The sequence below is a fragment of the Streptomyces sp. CB01580 genome (assembly GCF_001905795.1).
Taxonomy (GTDB): Bacteria; Actinomycetota; Actinomycetes; order Streptomycetales; family Streptomycetaceae; genus Streptomyces.
The window spans coordinates 82,732-103,214 of sequence record NZ_LIXJ01000003.1 but is presented as its reverse complement, the minus strand read 5'-3'; the positions used below and the strand labels follow the sequence as shown (position 1 = coordinate 103,214).

19 protein-coding genes are annotated in these 20,483 nt (G+C 72.8%); 10 read left to right on the top strand and 9 right to left on the bottom strand.

Annotated elements, in window-relative coordinates; genetic code table 11:
• Positions 1-22: 22 nt before the first annotated feature.
• The 4 genes from AMK22_RS05550 to AMK22_RS05535 all read right to left on the bottom strand — a co-directional run bounded on the left by AMK22_RS05550 (position 23) and on the right by AMK22_RS05535 (position 4,071).
• On the bottom strand, positions 23-580 hold the full coding sequence (locus AMK22_RS05550) for a hypothetical protein (RefSeq protein WP_073782759.1): 558 nt from the start codon (positions 578-580) through the stop codon (positions 23-25).
• A 126-nt stretch (positions 581-706) separates the two neighbouring features.
• The gene (locus tag AMK22_RS05545) at positions 707-1,792 is read right to left on the bottom strand and encodes a prenyltransferase (RefSeq protein ID WP_073782115.1); all 1,086 of its coding nucleotides are present in this window, start codon (positions 1,790-1,792) and stop codon (positions 707-709) included.
• Positions 1,789-2,607, bottom strand: a complete 819-nt coding sequence (locus AMK22_RS05540; RefSeq protein ID WP_073782114.1) for a class I SAM-dependent methyltransferase — start codon at positions 2,605-2,607, stop codon at positions 1,789-1,791. The genes AMK22_RS05545 and AMK22_RS05540 overlap by 4 nt, the downstream gene beginning before the upstream one ends.
• A gap of 129 nt (positions 2,608-2,736) precedes the next feature.
• Complete coding sequence (locus tag AMK22_RS05535; RefSeq protein WP_073782113.1) at positions 2,737-4,071, bottom strand: glycosyltransferase family 4 protein; 1,335 nt, start codon at positions 4,069-4,071, stop codon at positions 2,737-2,739.
• 292 nt (positions 4,072-4,363) lie between these two features.
• On the opposite strand from AMK22_RS05535, the gene AMK22_RS05530 reads away from it, so the two are divergent.
• From AMK22_RS05530 to AMK22_RS05500, 7 genes are all read left to right on the top strand, one after another.
• On the top strand, positions 4,364-4,981 hold the full coding sequence (locus AMK22_RS05530) for a TetR family transcriptional regulator (protein ID WP_073782112.1): 618 nt from the start codon (positions 4,364-4,366) through the stop codon (positions 4,979-4,981).
• Positions 4,982-5,395: 414 nt separating this feature from the next.
• Positions 5,396-6,652 carry a substrate-binding domain-containing protein gene (locus AMK22_RS05525; RefSeq protein ID WP_073782111.1) on the top strand — a complete coding sequence of 419 codons (1,257 nt, stop codon included), beginning with the start codon at positions 5,396-5,398 and terminating at the stop codon, positions 6,650-6,652.
• 3 nt (positions 6,653-6,655) lie between these two features.
• Complete coding sequence (locus tag AMK22_RS05520; protein ID WP_079185934.1) at positions 6,656-7,459, top strand: ABC transporter ATP-binding protein; 804 nt, start codon at positions 6,656-6,658, stop codon at positions 7,457-7,459.
• The gene (locus AMK22_RS05515) at positions 7,456-8,244 is read left to right on the top strand and encodes an ABC transporter ATP-binding protein (RefSeq protein WP_073782110.1); all 789 of its coding nucleotides are present in this window, start codon (positions 7,456-7,458) and stop codon (positions 8,242-8,244) included. Before AMK22_RS05520 ends, AMK22_RS05515 begins: the two co-directional genes overlap by 4 nt.
• Positions 8,244-9,131 carry a branched-chain amino acid ABC transporter permease gene (locus AMK22_RS05510; protein WP_073782109.1) on the top strand — a complete coding sequence of 296 codons (888 nt, stop codon included), beginning with the start codon at positions 8,244-8,246 and terminating at the stop codon, positions 9,129-9,131. Before AMK22_RS05515 ends, AMK22_RS05510 begins: the two co-directional genes overlap by 1 nt.
• Positions 9,128-10,288 (top strand): branched-chain amino acid ABC transporter permease, encoded by a 1,161-nt coding sequence (locus tag AMK22_RS05505; protein WP_073782108.1) that lies wholly within the window; start codon positions 9,128-9,130, stop codon positions 10,286-10,288. Before AMK22_RS05510 ends, AMK22_RS05505 begins: the two co-directional genes overlap by 4 nt.
• Positions 10,285-11,172: an alpha/beta hydrolase gene (locus tag AMK22_RS05500; protein WP_073782107.1), complete on the top strand. Its 888-nt coding sequence runs from the start codon at positions 10,285-10,287 to the stop codon at positions 11,170-11,172. Before AMK22_RS05505 ends, AMK22_RS05500 begins: the two co-directional genes overlap by 4 nt.
• Positions 11,173-11,476: 304 nt before the next feature.
• On the opposite strand, the gene AMK22_RS05495 is transcribed toward AMK22_RS05500, so the two are convergent.
• A complete protein-coding gene (locus AMK22_RS05495) occupies positions 11,477-13,528 on the bottom strand; it encodes a helix-turn-helix domain-containing protein (RefSeq protein WP_073782106.1) in 2,052 nt (683 codons plus the stop codon).
• Positions 13,529-13,557: 29 nt separating this feature from the next.
• Positions 13,558-14,436, bottom strand: a complete 879-nt coding sequence (locus AMK22_RS05490) for a 3-hydroxybutyrate dehydrogenase (protein WP_073782105.1) — start codon at positions 14,434-14,436, stop codon at positions 13,558-13,560.
• Between the two features lie 742 nt (positions 14,437-15,178).
• On the opposite strand from AMK22_RS05490, the gene AMK22_RS05485 reads away from it, so the two are divergent.
• Entirely contained in the window at positions 15,179-16,681 is a 1,503-nt protein-coding gene (locus AMK22_RS05485) for an extracellular catalytic domain type 1 short-chain-length polyhydroxyalkanoate depolymerase (RefSeq protein ID WP_073782104.1), read from the top strand.
• A 100-nt stretch (positions 16,682-16,781) separates the two neighbouring features.
• Positions 16,782-17,204 (top strand): hypothetical protein, encoded by a 423-nt coding sequence (locus tag AMK22_RS05480; protein ID WP_242433853.1) that lies wholly within the window; start codon positions 16,782-16,784, stop codon positions 17,202-17,204.
• Between the two features lie 61 nt (positions 17,205-17,265).
• Here the strand turns inward: AMK22_RS05480 and AMK22_RS05475 are convergent, their stop codons facing one another.
• From AMK22_RS05475 to AMK22_RS05465, 3 genes are all read right to left on the bottom strand, one after another.
• Positions 17,266-17,499: a ferredoxin gene (locus tag AMK22_RS05475; RefSeq protein ID WP_073782102.1), complete on the bottom strand. Its 234-nt coding sequence runs from the start codon at positions 17,497-17,499 to the stop codon at positions 17,266-17,268.
• A complete protein-coding gene (locus AMK22_RS05470; RefSeq protein WP_073782101.1) occupies positions 17,499-18,980 on the bottom strand; it encodes an aldehyde dehydrogenase in 1,482 nt (493 codons plus the stop codon). Before AMK22_RS05470 ends, AMK22_RS05475 begins: the two co-directional genes overlap by 1 nt.
• A gap of 182 nt (positions 18,981-19,162) precedes the next feature.
• Positions 19,163-19,849: a hypothetical protein gene (locus AMK22_RS05465; protein WP_073782100.1), complete on the bottom strand. Its 687-nt coding sequence runs from the start codon at positions 19,847-19,849 to the stop codon at positions 19,163-19,165.
• A gap of 261 nt (positions 19,850-20,110) precedes the next feature.
• On the opposite strand from AMK22_RS05465, the gene cutA reads away from it, so the two are divergent.
• A complete protein-coding gene (cutA, locus tag AMK22_RS05460; protein WP_242433872.1) occupies positions 20,111-20,380 on the top strand; it encodes a divalent cation tolerance protein CutA in 270 nt (89 codons plus the stop codon).
• Positions 20,381-20,483 lie beyond the last annotated feature (103 nt).

Genomic DNA, 20,483 nt, shown 5'->3' with positions numbered 1-20,483 from the left:
TGGTTCGCGCCAACCAGGGGCATTATCGTCCGAGTTGGGATGCGCTCGGCACCTTGTCCTCGACCACGGCCCCGGCGCTGCGTCCCGCGCCCCTGACGTTGTCGATGACGTCCTCGAAGGCACCGACGTCGCCCTCGCCCGCCTGGCCCCTGCGGAGCTTCTCACCCAGTCCCTTGAGCGACTCGATGCCCGTCGTAAGCGGTGCCACCGCCTTCGACAGCAGCGGGTCGCCCTTGGCGTCGGCCACGGCGGCCTTCAGCCGGCTGTACGCGAACCCGCCCGCCAGCCCGGCCTTGACCAGGGTGAGCCTGCGCCCGTCCGCGCCCTTCCTGAACTTGCCCGCGCGGTAGGGCTTCACGATCCACTGGTACGTCGCTCCGGCGGCGAGCCCCGCGTTGGCGACGAACCTCGTCCTGGCGAGCTTCTGCTTCTGTGCCGACGGGGTGTCGCCCGGGGACACGGAGCCGCTCACGCTCCTGGCGCCGCCGCCGTCGCCGCCGCAGCCGGCGATCCCCACCAGTACGGTGCAGGACAACAGCAGTGACAGGAGCAGACGGTGCGCCGGTACGCGACCGGTCACGGCGGAACTGGGCACGGCGGACCTCCCTGGCCCGGTCCGTGGCGACGGTCGCCACGGTGAGCGCGCCATGGACACTCCTCCTCAGGCTCACCCGGCCCCGGGCGCTACGCCACCCGGAGCCCGGAGCTACTTCGAAGGCTCCCGGCAGCAGTCCGGTTCCAGTCCGTGCGGCAGGCGTTCGCCGCCGAACACGGCGGTGGTGGCCTCGTCGCCGCCGAGCGCGGCGACCGCGAGCAGCAGCGAACCGGCGGTCCAGGTGGTGAGTTCCTGGGGCCAGAAGTCCCGGTTGCCCTCGAAGACGTACCCCGTCCAGTACAGGCCGCCGTCCGCGCGCAGGTGCCCGATGGACTGGAGGATTTCCAGCGCCCGGTCGGATTCGCCCATCACCCAGAGCGCCAGGGCGAGTTCACAGCTCTCGCCCCCGGTCACCCACGGGTTGGGCAGCACGCAGCGCACCCCGAGACCGGGAACGACGAAGCGGTCCCAGCCCTCGTCGATCCGTTTCCCGGCCGCCGCTCCGGTTACCGCGCCGCCGAGGACCGGGTAGTACCAGTCCATCGAGTAGCGGCTCTTGTCCAGGAAGCGCTCGGGGTGCTCCCGGATCGCATGACCGAGGGCCCCGGCCGCCAACTCCCAGTCGGGCTGCGGCTCCTCGCGCCGTTCGGCGATGGCCAGCGCGCAGCGCAGTGCCTGGTGGATGGAGGAGCAGCCGGTCAGCAGCGCGTCGTGGACAGGGGTTCCGTCGGCCTCGCGCTTCCAGCCGATCTGGCCGCCGGGCCGCTGGAGACCCAGCACGAACTCGACGGCGGCGTGGACGGTCGGCCACATCCGGTCGACGAACGCGTCGTCGCCGGTGGCCAGGTAGTGATGCCAGACACCGACGGCCACGTAGGCGCAGAAGTTGGTCTCCAGGCCGCGGTCGGTCGGCTGCTCCGGGTCGCCGTCGTGGTAGGCGGCGTACCAGGAGCCGTCACCGTTCTGGTGCCGGGCCAGCCAGGTGTACGCGCGTTCCGCGGCGGCGTGTTCGCCCGCGGCGTCGAGGGCCATGGCGGCCTCGACGTGGTCCCACGGGTCGAGGTGGTGGCCCCGGAACCACGGCAGGGCGCCGTCCCCGCGCTGCACGGCGAGCAGGGCGGAGACGGTCTCGGCGGCCTGCTCGGCGGTGAGGACCCCCGGCAGGACGAGGTGTTCGGTCCGCTCGGGAGTGCTCACGCCTCGGCCCTGGACAGATCCTCGGCGGCATCGCGAGCGGTACCGGCGGTGGCGGCGGTGGCGGCGGTGGCGGCGGTGTCGGCGGCGTGCCCGGCCCCGGGCAGGTGCGGCTTGGTCGCGTACGCCACGAAGCTCTTGCCGACCACCGGATTGAGCAGCTGCTCGGTGATCCGGGTGAGGGCGGGCTTCTTCATGATGTCCCAGACCAGCAGCTTGTGGTACGCGCGGACGGGCAGTGCCTTGTCGTTGTCGACGCCGAACGCGCACTTGAGCCACCAGTACGGCGCGTGCAGGGCGTGGGCGTGGTGGGTGCCGTACGGCTTGAGACCGGCGCCGCGCATCCTGGCGAGCAGTTCGTCGGCCCTGTAGATGCGGATGTGGCCGCCCTCGACCTCGTGGTAGGCGTCGGAGAGCGCCCAGCAGACCTTCTCGGGGCCGTAGCGCGGAACGGTGACGGCGATCCGGCCGCCGGGCTTGAGGACCCGCACCATCTCGGCGAGCACGCCCTTGTCGTCGGGGATGTGCTCCATGACCTCGGAGATGATCACGACGTCGAACGACTCGTCGGGGAACGGCAGGTTGAGGGCGTCGCCCTCCATCGCGGTGGCGGTGGCGCCCTCGGGGGCCTCCCCCGCCTCCTTCATCGCGGCGAACCACTTCGCGACCTCGCGGATCTCCTCGCCGTTCCGGTCGAGGGCCACGACCCGGGCGCCGCGCCGGTAGCACTCGAAGGCATGGCGTCCGGCGCCGCAGCCCAGGTCGAGCACCCGGTCGCCTGCGGCGAGCGGGAATCGGGTGAAGTCCACGGTCAGCACGGGTGCCTGCTTTCGCGGTCGGGAGACGGTCGGAGGCGATCGGGAATCGGGGTGATCAGGGGTGATCGGAGGGGATTTCGGTGGGCGGTGCCACGGGGCGGGGGCGCCGGGGCGGTCGCGGGAGCGGGGTCAACGACGGCCGCCGGCGCGCGCGGTACCGGCACGGGCCGCCGCGATCGCCTCGCGGTAGCGGGCGGCGGTGCCGATGGCGGCCTGCTTCCACGTGAACCGGGACAGCACCCGGGCGCGGCCCGCCGCGCCGAGCCGGGCCCGCAGTTCCGGGTCGTCGAGCAGCCGGGCGAGCGCGTCGGCCAGTGCCCCCGCGTCGGCCGGCGGGACGGCCAGACAGGTCTCGCCGTCCGGCCCGGCGACCTCGGGGATCGCGCCGCCGGTGGTGGCGACGAGGGGCGTGCCGGTGGCCATGGCCTCGGCGGCCGGCAGCGAGAAGCCTTCGTACAGCGAGGGCACGCACGCTATCTGGGCGCCGCGCACCAGGTCGACGAGTTCGGCGTCGCTGACGCCCTTGACGAACTCGACGGCGTCCTGGAGCCCGTGCCGTTCGATGGCCTGCGCGACCGGCCCGTCCTCGGCCCGTCTGCCGACGACCACGAGGTGCGCCCGCGCGTTCCCGGTACGGATCTTGGCGAGCGCCTCGACGAGGTGGACGAGGCCCTTCAGCGGGACGTCGGCGCTGGAGGTGGTGACGATCCGGCCGGGGACCTCCGCGACGGACGGGTCGGGCGACCACAGGTCGGTGTCCGCGCCGATGTGGACGACGTGGATGCGGTCCTCGCGCACCCCGAGGTGGTCGACGATCTCCTGCTTGGAGGAGCCGGAGACGGTGAGCACGGAGGGCAGTCGGCGCGCGACCCGCTTCTGCATGCGGGTGAAGCCGTACCAGCGGCGTACGGAGGCACGCCGACGACGGCTCTCTGCGGCGTCGAGCTCCAACTGGCGGTCGACCGTTATGGGGTGATGGATCGTCGTGACGAGCGGGGCGCCGAGATCCGCCAACAGGCCGTATCCCAGGGTCTGGTTGTCGTGGATGACGTCGAACTCGCCGTTCCGCTCGGCGAGATGACGCCGGGCGCGCAGGCTGAAGGTGAGCGGCTCCGGGAAGCCGCCGGTCCACATGGTGGCGACCTCGGCCGCGTCGATCCAGTCCCGGTACTCGTCGCGCTTCGGAGTGCGGAACGGGTCGGGCTGGCGGTAGAGGTCCAGGCTCGGCAGCTCGGTGAGCGGCACGCCCTCGTCGAGCACGGGGTACGGCTGGGCGCCGATCACCTCGACACTGTGGCCGAGGCGGGCGAGTTCACGGCTGAGGTGGCGTACGTAGACGCCCTGGCCGCCGCAGAAAGGATTGCCCTTGTAGGTGAGGAGTGCGATGCGCAACGGGCGTTCGTCGGCGCTGCCCGACGGGTCGCCGCTCGCGCGGGGGCCGGTCTCTATGGCCTCGGCGGTCACACTCGGCCCCCTTCTGACTGCGCTTTCGCCGGAGCGTAACCGCTCGCGCTAATCTAGAACAAGTTTCAGACTGGATCGTTCAATGAGCTACGAATCTACCGGCAGGTAGCGTCGGGGCAACGGCCGGACCGGGTGATTCGCGCCACGACCGGCACTCCGGGGCCCGTCTTCGGACTGCCGTCGTTCGACCGGAGGCAGGGCCTGAGGGGTCCCAGCCCTTAGCATGCTGTGCGCCGCCGGGAGACGGAGCACCTCCTTCCGGCCCTGGACGAAAGCCATGGATGGGGGACACATGACAGCGGAAGCCAGACCGGCATCGCCGCCCCTGACCGAGCGCCAGGAGGCCCGCCGCCGCCGCATCCTGCACGCCGGCGCCCGGCTCGCCGTCCGGGGCGGGTTCGAGGCGGTGCAGATGCGCGAGGTCGCGGAGGCCGCCGGGGTCGCCCTCGGCACGCTGTACCGCTACTTCCCCTCCAAGATCCATCTGCTGGTCGCCACCATGCAGGACCAGCTCCAGCAGATGCACACGACGCTGCACAAGCGCCCGCCATCCGGGGACGATCCGGCGCAGCGGGTGGCCGACACCCTGATGCGGGCGTTCCGCGCCCTCCAGCGCGAACCCCACCTGGCGGACGCGATGGTGCGGGCGCTGACCTTCGCGGACCGCAGTGTCAGCCCGGAGGTGGACACGGTCTCGCGGATCACGACGGCGATCATCCTGGACGCGATGGGTCTGGAGGACCCGACGCCGGAGCAGCTGTCCGCGGTCCGGGTCATCGAGCACACCTGGCACTCGGCGCTGATCACATGGCTGTCGGGGCGGGCGTCGATCGCCCAGGTCAAGATCGACATCGAGACGGTGTGCCGGCTGATCGACCTGACGGCACCGGAGCACGGGAACGGATCCTGACCCGCACCGGAAGGCGGGCGCAGGGCCTGGGCGCGGGGCCTGGGTGCGGGGGCCTGAGTGCGGGGGCCTGGGTGCGGGGGCCGAGAAACCCGACCGCGTACGGCTTCTGACGCCCCATCAGCCCGCATGGACGGGCGACGCACCGGAGCACCCGCACGTCCCGGCCCCGCCATGAGCGCGGGCACGGGGCCTGCGGCACGTGTTCCCGGAACGGGCCCGACGGCCCGGTGGCCCGGTGGCCCGGTGGCCCGGTGGCCCGATGTCCACCGGGCCGTGGGCGCGCCGCGGGCCGCCCCATGTGCGACCGCCACATGCCTGCCGCGTCAGGTGGGGTGCTCTGCACCATGTCGACGGCGGCGCGGTGTTCATACGGTTCGGCGACATCCCCCGAAACTCGCCGAGGAGCCGGTCACCATGCGTCCCAGAGCCACAGGCACAGGCACCGTCCGCCGCCGTCCCAGATCCCTGTCCGCCGTCGCCGTGCTGGCCTCAACCGGTCTCCTGCTGGCCGGGTGCACCGCCGCGGGGAAGGCGGGCGAGGACGGTTCCGGATCCGGCGGGGACGCGAAGGACCGCAGTGTGAAGGTCGGTCTCGTGTACTCCCGCACCGGGCTGCTCGCCGACTACGGGAAGCAGTACCGCGACGGTTTCATGGCGGGCCTGGACTACGCGACGAAGGGCACCGGCAAGGTCGCCGGGCACAAGATCGAGGTCACCGAGCAAGACGACGCGGGCGACCCCGGCAAGGCGGTCTCGGCGGCCAAGAACCTGATCGGCAAGGGCCACAAGGTGCTGGCCGGCACCACCGATTCCGGCGTGGCCCTCCAGATGGCGCCGCTCGCCGCCCAGAACAAGGTGCTCTACATCAGCGGACCGGCCGCCACCGACGCCGTGACCGGGATCAACGACTACACCTTCCGCTCGGGCCGGCAGTCCTACCAGGACATCCTCACCGCCGGGGCGATGCTCGGCGGGGCCAAGGGCAAGAAGGTCACGGTGCTGGCCCAGGATTCCACCTTCGGACAGGCCAACGTGGCCGCGGTGAAGGCGGTCCTCGGCGGCCGGGGCGCGAAGGTGGGATCCGTGCTGGCCCCGCCCAGCGCCACCGACCTGACGCCGTTCGCCCGGCAGGTGAAGGCGGGCGCGCCCGACCTGGTCTTCGTCGCCTGGGCGGGCTCCACGGCACCGGCGCTGTGGACCGCGCTGGACCAGCAGGGCGTGCCGGCGGCCAGCAAGGTCGTGACGGGCCTCGCCGGGACCGCCTCGTACCCGGTCTTCGGGGACGCGGGCGCCAAGGTCTCGTTCCTGGCGCACTACTTCCCCGGCGCGGGCGGCGGCAACGCCGTGGAGAAGGCCATGCTCGACGCGGTCGGCAAGGCCGGCGGCACCCCGGACCTGTTCACCCCCGACGGCTTCACCGCCGCGCAGATGGTGGTGCGGGCCGTCGAGAAGGGCGGCGCCACCGACACCGCCGCCATGGTGAAGGCCCTGGAGGACTGGACCTTCGACGGGGTGAAGGGCGAGGTGCGGGTCCGGGCCGAGGACCACGCCCTGCTCCAGTCGATGTTCGTCGCGAGGCTCGACGGGAAGGGCGCCGACGCGAAGCCGCGGCTGGTGACCACCGAGCCGATGGACGTGGTGGCGCCGCCCGCGAAGCCCTCGGCGGGCTGACCGATGCCCGTACCCCACACCACCGCGCGCCACCCGGGCGGTGCCCCGGGTGGCACCCCGGCCCCCGCCCCGGTGCTGCGGCTCACCGGCCTCGGCTGGCGCGTCGGCGGGGCGACGATCGTCGAGGACGTCTCCCTGGACGTCCGCGAGGGCGAGTTCCTGGCCTTCATCGGCCCCAACGGGGCGGGCAAGACCTCCCTGTTCAACCTGATCAGCGGGCTGGCCCCGGCCACCGCGGGCACCATCGAGCTGGACGGCACGGACATGACGGACCGTCCCGCGCACGAGCGGGCGAGGCGCGGCATCGGCCGCACCTTCCAGACGTCGAGCCTCTGGCCGGGGATGTCCGTCGCCGACCATGTGCGGCTGGCCGCGCAGGCGGCCCGCGGCGGCTCGTACCGGCTGTGGCGGCGCGCCTCCGCCTACCCCACCGAGGTGGCCGACGTGCTGGAACGCACCGGTCTCGGCCACCGGGCACGGGCGCTGGCCTCCGAGCTGTCGCACGGCGAGAAGCGGAAGCTGGAGCTGGCGGTGCTGCTGGTCGGCGAACCGCGGCTGATGCTGCTGGACGAGCCGATGGCCGGGGTGAGCGCGGAGGAGGTCCCCGCGCTCACCGAACTCATCCGCACCCTGCACCGGGACGAGGGCCGCACCGTCCTGATGGTCGAGCACCACATGGACGTCCTGCTGGGCCTGGCCGACCGGCTCGCCGTGATGCACCACGGCAGTCTGCTGGCCCTGGACACCCCCGAGGCCGTGACGGCCGACCCGACCGTGCAGCAGGCCTACCTCGGGGAGGAGCTGTGACGACCGGACCCCTGCTCGCCGTACGGGATCTGCGGGTCCTGATCGGCGGCCGGCACATCCTGCACGGTGTGGACCTGGACGTCGCCCGGCACGGCGTGACCGCGCTCCTGGGCCGCAACGGCGCCGGGAAGACCACCACCGTGCGCGGCGTCCTCGGCCTCGTCCCGCGCACCGGCAGCGTGCGGCTGGACGGGACGGAGACGGTGTCGATGCCCACCCACACCGTGGTGCGGCTGGGCGTCGGCTACGCCCCGGAGGACCGGGGGATCTTCGCCGGGCTGACCGTGGCGGAGAATCTGCGGCTGGCCGAGCGGCCCGGCGCGGGCGAGCCCGCCTACCCGCTCGTCCACGAGCTGTTCCCCGAGCTGAAGCGCCGGGAGCGGCAGTTGGCCGGGACGCTGTCCGGTGGTCAGCAGCAGATGGTGGCGATCGGGCGCACGCTGCTGAACGACAACCGGCTGATCATCGCCGACGAACCCACCAAGGGCCTGGCGCCCAAGGTGGTGACCGAGGTCGCCCAGGTGCTGGAGCGGGCCGCCGAGGCGGTGCCGGTGCTGCTGGTGGAGCAGAACCTCGCCGTCGTACGGCGCCTGGCCGCGCACTGCGCGGTGCTCGCCGACGGCCGGACGGCCCACCAGGGCCCGGCGGACGAACTGCTCGCCGACGCGGAGGCGGCACGACGCCTGCTGGGCGTGGGACACGGCCCGGCCCCCCACACGTCCTCCGTGGGGTCCGGTTCGCCGTCCGTGGAGGCCGATTCACCTTCCGTGGAGGCGGATTCCTGATGTCCACCGTCGTTCTGCTCACCATGACCGGACTCGGTCTGGGGGCGCTCTACTTCCTCGTCGCATCCGGTCTCTCCCTGATCTTCGGCCTGATGGACGTGCTCAACTTCGCGCACGGGGCGCTGCTCTCCGTCGGCGCGTACGGCACCTGGTGGGCGGCGTCCGGGAACCTGCCCGGCGCCGGTCCCGGCGGCGCGGGCTTCGTCCTCGCCGTGCTGTTCGGTACGGCGGTGGGCACCGCGGCCGCCGTGCTGCTGGAACTCACCGTCGTCCGCCCGCTCTACACCCGCCCCCGCGAGCAGGTGCTCGCCACGGTCGGGGTGGGCCTCGCCGTCCCCGCGCTGCTGTCGGGGATCTGGGGCTCGGACGCCCGGACCTTCCCCGGGCCGAAGGCGCTGTCGGGCACCTTCGAACTGCTCGGTGCCCAGGTGCCGGTCAACCGGCTGGTGCTGGTCGGGGCGGCGGTCGTGGTGCTGGTGGCGCTGCGGCTCTTTCTCGGCCGTACCCGGCACGGCCTGGTGGTACGGGCCGGGGTCGAGGACCGGGCGATGGTCACCGCGCTCGGCATCGACGTGCGCCGGGCGTTCACCCTCGTCTTCGCGATCGGCGGCTGTGCCGCCGCGCTCGGCGGGGCGCTCGGCGGCCTGTACTTCGGCTCGGTCGATCCCCGCCAGGGGACCTCGCTGCTGATCTTCGCCTTCGTCGTGGTGGTCACCGGCGGCATGGGCTCGGTGACCGGCGCCGCGGTGGCGTCCGTCGTCATCGGGCTGGTCCAGCAGTTCGCCAACTACTACACCGCAGCGGGCCTCGGCGACCTGGCCGTCGTCGTCCTGCTCGCCGCGCTGCTGCTCGTCCGGCCGCGCGGACTGACCGGGAGGCTCGCGTGAGCACCGTCACCGAGACACACGACCGCACCGCCGACGGGCGCGGCGGCCACCCCGCCGCCCCGGCCGGGTCCCGGAACGCGGCCCGGGTGCTGCGCCGCTGGTGGCCCGCCGCGGTGCTGCTCGCACTGTTCGTCGCGCCGTTCAGCGCGCTGCCGCTGCCGGGCCTCCTGGACGGCCCGGTGGGCAGTCCGGGAAGTCTCCAGCTCCTCGCCACCTGCCTGCTGTTCGGCGCTCTGGCGACCGGCTACGACCTGTTGCTCGGCCGCACCGGGCTGCTCTCCTTCGGGCATGCGCTGTACTTCGCGACGGGCAGCTACGCCACCAATCTGTTCCTGCTGGAGGCGGGTCTGCCGTTCGCGGTGTCCGCACTGCTCGGCCTCTGCTCCGGGATCGTGCTCGCGCTGGTCCTGGGGTCGGTGAGCCTGCGGGTCACCGGCATCGGCTTCTCGATGGTGACGCTGGCGTTCGCCCAGGCGGGCTCGATCCTGGTCTCCCGCAACCCCGGCGGGCTCACGGGCGGCGAGGAGGGGCGGGCCGCCCCGGCCGAGCTGCTGCCGTCCTGGCTGGTGGGCATCGACCACACCGCGAACCTTTACTGGGTGGCGCTCGGCTATCTCGTCCTCACCCTGGCCGTCGTCCACTGGGCGGTCCGCTCCCCCACCGGGCGGGTCTGGGAGGGCATTAAGGAGAACGAGCGCCGGGTGGAGGTGCTGGGGCTGAAGCCGTACGGGTTCAAGCTGACGGCGTTCGTCCTGGCCGGGGCCCTGGCCGCGCTGGGCGGTCTGGTGCACCTGCTGCTCACCGGCGGCTCGACCCCGCAGACGACCACCTCCGACTTCACCCTCTCGCTGCTGGTGATGGTGGTGCTCGGCGGATCGGGCACCCGCTGGGGCCCGATGGTCGGCGGCATCCTGTACACGTGGGCCGATCACCGGCTCGGCGATCTGGCCGGATCGGGCGCGGTCGCGGACCTGCCCGCGGTGCTGCGGGTGCCGCTGTCCCAGCCGCTGTTCCTGCTCGGTGTGCTGTTCGTCGCCGTGGTACACCTGCTGCCGGGCGGCCTGGCCCGGCTGCCCGCCCGGCTCGGCGCCGCACGCCGCGGACCGGCCAAAACCCCGTCCCCGACCCCCGCCCGGAAGGACAACGGACAGTCGTGAAGCCGTACGAAGAGATTCAGGTCCCCGTGACCGGGGGCGAGTTGGCCGTCCTGCGATGGCCGGCCCGGGAACCGGACGCCCCGGTGGTCATAGCCCTGCACGGCATCACCTCCAACGCCCTGAGCTGGGGCCCGGTGGCCCGGCTGCTGGACGGCCGCGCCACCCTGATCGCCCCGGACCTGCGGGGCCGGGCCGGGAGTTGCGGACTGCCGGGGCCGTACGGCATCGCCACGCACGCCGACGACGTCGCCGCCCTGGCCGAGGCGCTGGCCCCGGGCCGGGTGGTGCTGGCAGGGCATTCGATGGGGGCGTTCGTGACGGCGCTGGCCGCCGTACGCCACCCGGACCGGTTCGGGCCGCTGCTGCTGGTCGACGGGGGGATCGGCTTCCCCGCACCCACGCACCTGTCCCCGGACGAGCTGATGACCGCGGTGATCGGCCCGGCCATGGACCGGTTGTCGATGACGTTCCCGGACCGGGCCGCCTACCGCGCGTTCTGGCAGGCGCACCCGGCGTTCGCCGACGACTGGTCGGACGAGGTCGACGCGTACATCCAGCGCGACCTGACCGGCGAGGAACCGGAACTGCGCTCCACCTGCCGGATCGAGGCGGTGCGCACCGACGGCATCGGCCTCTTCGACGAGGAGGTGCTGACGGCGGTCCGGAAGCTGCCCGCCCCGGCGACGCTGCTGTGGGCGCCGCGCGGGCTGATGGACGAGGAGCAGGGCCTGTACGACGAGACCCGCCTGGCGGCGGCGGACCTCGGGGGCACGGGGGTGACGCCGGTGCGGGTGGCGGACGTCAACCACTACACGGTGCTGACCGGCGAGCAGGGCGGCCGGGAGGTCGTGCGGCATCTGCTGGAGCTGTGCGGCGCCCACTGAAGCGGGACGCGGGCGGGTCCGGCCGGACCGGTGCACGCCACCGGCCGGACCCGCCGCCGCCGGCCCTCCGGGAACCTCCGCCCGCGCCGGATCGCCGGGGACCTTCGTCGGCACCGAGTGCCCGGGAAGGCGTCACCGCTCCGGGACTCCCGAGGACGGTCGGCGCTCCGGGAGCCCGCCGACCGGTACGGCTTCAGGGCGGTCCGGGACTCCCGCCGACGCGTGAGGCGTCGAAGAGAGTCCGCGGGCCCCGCCGACCGGTGAAGTTTCAGGGCAGTCCGAGGCTCCCCCGACTCATGGACCTTCAGAGGAAGTCCGCGGACCCCGCCAACTGGTGCAGCTTCAGGGCGAGCTGGATCTCCAGGGCCCGTGCGGGCTCGTTCCAGTCGTGTCCCAGCAGCACCTGCACCCGGTCGAGCCGCTGCACCACCGTGTTGACGTGCACGTGGAGTTCGTCCTTGGCGCGGACGAGGCTGCCCCCGGACCCGAAGTAGGCGCGCAGGGTCCGCACGAGGTGGGTGCCGCGCCGCTCGTCGTACTCCAGCAGCGGCCCCAGCGTCGCCGCCACGAAACCGTCGACGTTCTGCCCGTTGCCCAGCACCACGCCCAGGAAGCCGAGTTCGTCGACGCACGCGCCCTCCCCGGCACGCCCCAGGACCCGCATGGCGCGCAGGCAGCGGGCGGCCTCCTCGTACGCGGCGGCCAGCTCCCGGACCCCGCGCGCCGGCCCGGCCGCGGCCACCGTGACCGGAGCCTGGACCAGCTGCCCGAGCTGGGAGGCCGCCGCCCGCGCCACGCCACCGGCGCCCGCCCCGGTACCGTCTTCGAAGCCCGCGCCCGCCCCGAGGCCGTCGGCGGCGGCCAGCAGCACGACCTGGCCGTGGTGTTCGGCACTCACCCCGCGCATGTCGCCGCCGAAGAGGTAGCGCACCGCGGCCGGGGCCAGCCGCCCTCGCACCCCTCCGTCGGCCAGCAGCAGCAGATGCGGCCGGTCGAGGTCGATGCCGAGGCGCCGGCCGCGTTCGACGAGCCCGGCCGGGTCGCGGTCCGCGTCCGTCAGCAGGTCGGTGATCAGTTCCCCGCGCACCCGGTTCTCGGTCTCGGCCACCGTGCGCCGCAGCAGCAGAAGCAGTCCGGTGACGACGGAGGCCCGCTCGAACAGCCGCCGGTCCGAGTCGTCGAGCGGTGCCCGCCGGTGCAGGACCAGTCCGGCCATGAGCTCCCGGCCCGCGAGGACGGCGCAGATCCACCGTCCGTCGCGGTGCACGGCGCGGGCGCCCGTACGGGACTCCTCCGCGGTCTCGGCCAGCCATCCGGCGTCCATGCTGTCGGCGGCGAAGTCCTCGCCACCGGGCCGGACGGCCGCGAGGGGCCGGCCGCCCGGATCGTGAATGGTGAGCGGGGAGTCCAGCAGTGCCGCGACGGCGGCGGCGACGTCCTTGACGTCCCGGCCGCGCAGCACCAGGTCCGTCAGCCGGTCGTGGGACTCCTCGGCCCTCCGCATGGCCGCCGAGTGCGCCCGTACGGCCGCGTTGGCCTCGGCCAGCTCCGCGTTGGCCCCGGCGAGTTCGTCGAGGGCGGAACGGGTGTCGGCGAGCGCGCGGGCGGTGTCGATGGCGATGGCGGCGTGCGCGGCGAGCGAGCACAGCAGGGCGACCTCGTCGGGGCTGAACACCCGGGGCGCGCGGTCGGCGGCGAACAGCACACCGATGACCTTGCCCGTGCCGCCGCGGCTGGAGCCCAGGAGCAGGGGGACACCCAGGATGGCGACGAGCCCCTCGTCCAGCACCCCGGCATTGATGTTGCGGGTGTGGCGGAAGCGGTCGTCGGTGCGGTAGTCGGGGGTCGCGTACGGGCGGGCGGTCTGCGCCACCAGTCCGCCCAGCCCCTCGCCCAGTTCCAGCCGCAGCCTCTGGAAGAGCACCGACACCGAACCGTCGGTCACCCGCATGTACGTGTCCCCCGCTTCCTCGTCGGGAAGCGTGAGGTACGCGGTGTCCGTACCGAGCAGCATCCTCGCCCGCCGGACGATCGCCTTGAGCACGTCGTCCAGTTCGCGGGAGGCGGCCAGGTCGCCCGCCGTATCGAAGAGAGCGGTGAGCTGAAGCTCACGGCGCCGGTGCTGGCGCAGGGCGCCCCTGATCCGCAGGGCGGTGGCGGTGGCCCGCTCCACCTCCGCCAGATCACCGGCCCGCACCCCGGCGGCCCGCGCCTGCGAGGCGACGGCCCCCAGCTCCTCGGCGGGGGCGCCGTCGGCCAGCAGGTCGAGGAGACGCCGCAGATGGGGCGCGGCGGAGGCGGCGGAAATACCGGCAACGGGGTCGGCGGGGTCGGCGGGCTGGGACGGATCAGACATGGCGGCCGGAATTCATCGGGGTCGGTGGGTCAGTTGGCGGTCCAGCCGCCGTCCATGGAGAGCGAGGTACCGGTGATGTGCCCGGTGTGCGGCCCGCAGAGCCACAGCACGGCCTCGGCGACCTCGTCGGGTTCGATCAGCCGCTTGATCGCGCTGCGTTCCAGCATCACCCGTCCCACCACTTCCTCCTCCGAGATGCCGTGCGTACGGGCCTGGTCCGCGATCTGGTCCTCGACCAGTGGTGTGCGTACGTAGCCGGGGTTGACGCAGTTGCTCGTCACCCCGTGCTCCGCCGCTTCGAGCGCCACCACCTTGCTGAGCCCCTCCAGTGCGTGCTTGGCCGCCACATAGGCCGACTTGTAGGGGCTGGCCCGCAGACCGTGCACGGACGAGATGTTGACCACGCGCCCCCATCCGCGTTCGTACATGCCCGGCAGGGTGCGGCGCAAGATGCGGAACGGCGCCTCCACCATGACGCGCTGGATCAGCGCGAACCGCTCCGGCGGGAACGCGTGCACGGGGGCGACGTGCTGGAGCCCGGCGTTGTTGACGACGATGTCCGCGTCGGCGGGCAGCGCGTCCACCTCGTCCGGGACGGAGAGGTCGGCCACCCACACCGTCCCGCCGATCTCCTCGGCCAGGTCCCGGGCGGCGTCGGCGGTCCTGTCCACGACGTGCACGTGGGCACCCGCGACGGCCAGGGCCCGGGCGCAGGCCCGCCCGATCCCGCTCGCGGCACCGGTCACCAGGGCGGTGCGCCCGGCGAGCGGCGGCCGGTCCGCCGACCGGGGCGCGTCCGCGGCGGCGGACGGCGTGGCGGGCGGGGCGGCAGGCTGAACGACGTGCGGGGCGGCGTGCGGGGCCGCGGTCCCGGCGGGCCCGTGGTCCTGGCTCTGAGGAGTCTCCATGGCCGTCACCGTAAGGAGACCGGAGCCCGCGTCACACGGGGCCGGTGCACACACCGTCGTACGGCGGCATGGTGGCGGCCTACATGGTGCGGGGCCGCACGGGCCGGGGGACGGTCCGGAGCCGGGGGTGGACCGGGGCGGGACACGGGTCCGGTGCCGCACGGGCTCGGCGCGGGCCCGGGGACGGCCCGGAGCCGGGTGCGGGTCCGCACGGGCGGTCCGGTGTCCGGCACCGGCAGCCGTCGCGGACCGGCCCTGACGGGCCGTCGGCGGGGCGGGGCCGAAGACCTGACCGGGCGGGCGGGCCAAGGGCCTTCGGTCCCGTCGACGGGGCGGAGTCTGCGCGTTGAAGCGCACTCGATGCCGACGCACGCAAGAGCGCCCGCGCACACAGCGGGGATCCGGGAGTGTCCGCCGGGCCCATGGGCGGCGAGGACACCGGCTCATAGCGTCCGCCCCGCACCCGACTCGCCCAACACGTGCCGAACACCCGCCCAACGCCCGCCCAACACGCCCCACTCACCCGGACGACCCGGAACACCCGGAACACCCAGAACACCCAGAACACCCAGAACACCGGACCACCCAGAACACCGGAACACCCGGAACACCGGACCACCCAGGACACCCGGAACACCGGGAACACCCGGGACGAACGCCCCGCACCTCGTCCGGGCCCGAAGCACCCGCAACCGTCCGACCGGCCGGGAGACCCCGGCCCACCGAGCACAGGGAGGCATCCGTGCGCCCATCGATCCTGCGACGCCTGCTCCGACGCGTCGTCCCCACCGCCGCGCTCGCGCTCGTCGCGGCGACGCTGAGCACCGCGGCGACCGCCCCGCCGGCCGAGGCCGCGGCTCCCAAGGCGGCCTCGGCCGTGGCCGCGGGCGGCCTGCAACCGGTCACCGGCTTCGGCACCAACCCCGGCAATCTCCAGATGTTCGCGTACGTCCCGGCCGATCTGCCCGCGAACGCGCCCGTGGTGGTGGCCCTGCACGGCTGCACGCAGACGGCCGACGCCTACTACGCCAACTCCGGCTGGCCGAAGTACGCGGACCTGTGGGGCTTCGCCGTGGTCTTCCCGCAGACCACGGCCGCCAACAACGCGCTGTCCTGCTTCAACTGGTTCGATCCGGCCGACAGCGGCCGGGGCAGGGGCGAGGCCGCGTCGATCGCACAGATGGTGGAGTACGCGAAGCAGAGTTACGGCTCGGACGGTGACCGGGTGTACGTGACCGGCCTGTCGGCGGGCGGCGGCATGACGGCCGACCTGCTGGCCGCGTACCCGGACGTGTTCGCGGGCGGCTCCGTGGCCTCGGGCCTGCCCGCCCAGTGCGCGACGAGCCAGGCGGGTGCGTCCGCCTGCCAGACGGGCACGGTGAAGCTGACGCCCGCGCAGTGGGGCGACAAGGTCCGCGCCTCCCACCCGGGCTACTCGGGCCCCTGGCCCCGGGTCGCGATCTGGCAGGGCACGGCCGACTACACGGTCGCCCCGGCCAACGCCACGGCCCTGCGCGACCAGTGGACCGACGTCTGGGGCATCGGCCAGACCCCGTCGTCGACGGACACCCTCCCGGGCAGCACGACGCGCAGCACGTACGACGACGCCTCCGGGCGGCCGGCCGTCCGGACGTACTCGGTCTCCGGCATGGGTCACGGCCTGGCGGTGAGCCCCGGTACGGGCACGGAGCAGTGCGGCTCGACGGCCGCGTACTTCCTGAACGCCATCTGCTCCACGTACCACACGGCCGTCTTCTGGGGCCTCGACCAGGGCACCCCGGGAGGTGACGGAGACCACCTCCCCGCCCCGTCCGGCCTCCGCGTCACGGGCGTCTCGGCGGACAGCGTCGCGCTCTCCTGGAACGCGGTCGAGGGCGCCGCCTCGTACGTGGTCCACCGCGACGGCGCGAAGGCCGCCTCCCCCACGGCTACGACGTACACGGACCCGGGCCTCGCCGCCGGTACCGCCTACCGCTACACCGTGACCGCGGTCGACGCCTCGGGCACCCCCGGCACGGCTTCGGCGCAGGTCACGGCGACCACCACCGGCTCCGCACCCGCCCGCTGCTTCACGGCGAGCAACTACGCGCACGTGGCGGCCGGAAGGGCACACACCACGCTCGGCCACGTCTACGCCAACGGCTCGAACCAGAACATGGGCCTGTACAACATCTTCATCGCCCACACCCTGCGGGAGGCACCGACGGGCCACTTCGTGCTCGCCGACACGGGCTGCGCGCCCTGAGCCTGCTCGCTCCCACCGGGGGTGGCCGTGCGGGCTCCGCACGACCACCCCCGGCCCCGTTCCCGACCGCCCGCGCGCGTCTCCTGACACAATCTTCGCCATGACCGGTTGGATGCGCCGCGCTCCCCGATGGGCGGTGGCGCTGGTGTGCGCGTACGCGGCCGTCCTGCTGTGCGTGGGCAGCGTCGCCCATGTCACCGACCTGCTGCGGCACGGCCTCCGCCCCTACACCTGGGCGCCGCTCTGGCTGAACCTGTACTGGTCCTCGCTGGCCCTCTTCGACACCCTGGCGGCATTGCTTCTGCTTCGGGGAAGGCGCCTCGGGGTGGACCTCGCCTGCCTCATCATGACGACGGACCTCGCCGCCAACTGGTACGCGGTGTACGGCATCCAGCACAGCACGTTCGTGGACGAGCCGGGGCTGCAACGGCTCGCCGCCTTCGCCGTACTCGTCCTGGGAACCGCACCGTTCGCCCGGAGGCACCTGCGTCCCGCGCTCGCCGTGTCGCCCGTGGAGCGGTGAACCGGACAACGCCCGGGGTGCCCCGTCCGCCCCCCGCCACGCATCACAGCGACCGGGGCGGCTACTCCTCCGGCGGGAACACCACGTCCCCCGAGTCGGCGAGCGTGATCAGGATGGCCTCGACCGGGCATCCCTCGGCCGCCGCCAGGACCCGCTCGTCCGCGTCGCTCTCCGGGGAGGCGGGCCGCGACTGGCGGGCGGAGTCCAGCGCGAAGGTGTCCGGGGCGTGGTTCACGCACAACGCGGAGCCGATGCAGATCCTCCGGTCGACCTCCACGGCCCAGCGGTCCCCCATCACGCGCCTCCCTCGTCAGCGGCACCGGCCTGGTAACCGGCCGGCAGGTGGATCATCTTGTGCTCGAAGTACTCGCCGTACCCCTCGGGCCCGAACTCCCGTCCCAGGCCGGAGTTCTTGTACCCGCCGAACGGGCCGAGCATGTCGAGACTGAAGGTGTTCACACTGTACGTGCCCGTCCTGACCCGGCGGGCGATGTCGATGCCGTGCTCGGTGTCTGCGGTCCAGACGCTGCCGCTGAGGCCGTAGTCGGAGTCGTTGGCGATGCGCACCACCTCGTCCTCGTCGCCGTACGGGATCAGGCAGATGACGGGGCCGAAGATCTCCTCGCGGGCGATGCGCATGGAGTTGTCGACGTCCCCGAAGAGTGTCGGCTCGACGTACCAGCCCCGCTCCTGGGAGGCCGGACGGCCACCGCCGGACAGGATCTTGGCGCCCTCGTCCTGGCCGATCCGGATGTAGTCGAGCGAACGCCGCTGCTGGCGTTCGGCGACCAGGGGGCCGAGTTCGGTGGCGGGGTCGAGCGGATCGCCGATCTTCAACGCGGCTGCGGCGGCGGCGAACGCCTCCGCCGTCTCGTCGTAGCGGGAGCGCGGGGCGAGGATGCGGGTCTGGGCCACGCAGGCCTGCCCGTTGATCATCCAGGCGAACGGGACGATCCCGGCGACGGCCGTCTCCAGGTCGGCGTCCGGGAGGATCAAGGCGGCGGACTTCCCGCCGAGTTCCAGTGTGACCCGGGTGAGGTTGCGGGAGGCGACCTCCATCACCCGGCGCCCCGCGGCCACCGACCCGGTGAACGACACCTTGTCCACGCCCGGGTGCCCGACCAGGTACTCGCTGACCTCCCGGTCGGCCGGCAGGATCGACAACACGCCCTCGGGCAAACCGGCTTCGGCGGCGATCTCGGCCAGGACGTAGGCGTCCAGCGGGGATTCGGGCGACGCCTTGAGGATGGCGGAGCACCCGGCGAGCAGCGCGGGCGCGAGCTTGGCGGCGGCAGTGAACTGCGGAACGTTCCACGGCACCACGGCCGCGACCACCCCCACCGGCTCCCGGCGCACCAGCAGCGGCCCCAGCGCCCCGTCGCGCCGCTCCTCGTACGGGAAGGTACGGGCGACGGTGATCGCCGCGTCCCACACCATCATCGCGGAGAGCGCCTGCACCATCACGCTGGACGTGTACGGAGTGCCGTTCTCCGAGCTGATGACCCGGGCGATCTCCTCGTACCGGGCGGCGAACGCGTCCTTGATCCTGGTCACGACCGCGATCCGCTCGTCCAGGGCCATGCGCGGCCAGGGCCCCTCGTCGAACGCCCGCCGCGCGGCGGCGACGGCCCGGTCCACGTCCGCCTCGCAGGCGTGCGGCACCCGGCCGATGACCTGTTCGGTGTGGGGCGATACGACCTCGATGACCTCCCGGCCCAGCGGATCGACCAACTCACCGCCGATGAACAGTTTTCCGTGTTCGACAAGCTCGGTCATGGCTGTTGCCTCCCGCGAACCGGCGTTACGAGAATTCCTGATGGACCGTCAAAACTGATACCAGTTCCAGTTCCAGGAGTCCACGTGCGCGGCGCTTCCGGAGAACCACGGCCCACAGCCGGGCCCGCCGAAAGCGAGGGCCCCGACGTGCTCCGGCGACCCGCCCGGGACGCGGGCCGGATTCACGGCGCCGGTCGCCGTCGGAGTCCGAACGCCGTGGTCACCTGCTCGACGAGAGCATCCTCGGTCGATGTGGTGTCGACCCGGATGGAGCACAACCGGAGACGCTCGGCCACCTCCTGAAGGCGTCTTGTGAACATGCCGTCCCGTTCGGCGAGGTTACGGCCGGCCTTGGCCGGATCGCTGGTCTCCCATACGAACCCCTCCCCCGGCACGGCCCGGCTCCGGAAGGCGGCCTGGCGGAATTCAGGCGTGGGCAGGAGCCAGACGGCCTGCTCGGGAACGGTGAGCAGGGGTTTCACCAGGTGCGGCAGCAGCCGGAAGCCCTCCGCGAGGACACACGGTTCCCGCGGCAGGCGAAGGAGGTCCTCGATGATCAAGCCGAAGCCCTCACCGCGAAACCAGTGGAACGTCTCCAGCATGGTCTCCGGAGACCGGTTCACCCACCGCTCGTCCATGTCCATGGCCATGAACTCATGCAGGAAGGGGGCCTCCTGGGGCGTGGTCCGTCGAGCGTGGTCCCGCATCACGTCGTCGGTGGCGTAGAGCCGCCAACCGCAGCGATCGGCGACTCGGCGGCTGATGGTCGACTTCCCCGCGCCGCTCCCGCCGCCGATCCAGTACACGTGCCGCAGCCGGGCACGAAGCCCTGCGGCATCGGCCGCTTCTTCATACTTTCCGGAAGACATTCCTCTCCTGTCCCGCTGTGACAGCCAGGCATGATGTCCCGGACTACCGCCTCAGCTCGAATTGTGCCTCCCGCTCACCCTCCGGACGGCGCCCGCTCCCGGTTCTGTATTTCCTGATCTCGAAGTCCACCGCACCCATTGAACCGGGGCATTGGGACGACCACTGGAAGGGGCCGGTCTCGTGCGTTCGGGATCATCTCTCGTCACCGTCGGCTGAGTGCTGAACAGCTCGCTGTTGGCTACGCTCCCGGCCATGACTGAATAGGTGCAAGTCTCCACGGCCACGGCGACGAAGGACCAAGCAGTGACCCTCGCGGGACTCGTAGTACAGCAGCGGATCGCTGCAGGCGCCCAGATCATCAGCCGGTCACAAGCGTCTTCTGGCACCACTGCGAGTACGGCACCGGCGAGGAATGGCAAGTCCTTCTCAAGACGACCGCGGACCAATACCCGGCGCCGGAAGCGCATCTCCTTGAGCGTCATCCGTGGGACAACCCGGAACTGTGTGCGGTGCCTGAAGTGGATCACTGACTCCGTGGAGGCGTCGCCTTAATTAGACGACAAGCTCAAGGACGGACACGCCCCTGGAACGGCTAGAGGAAGCCTGGTTGTACGGCCCGGACGCCATGGAGAC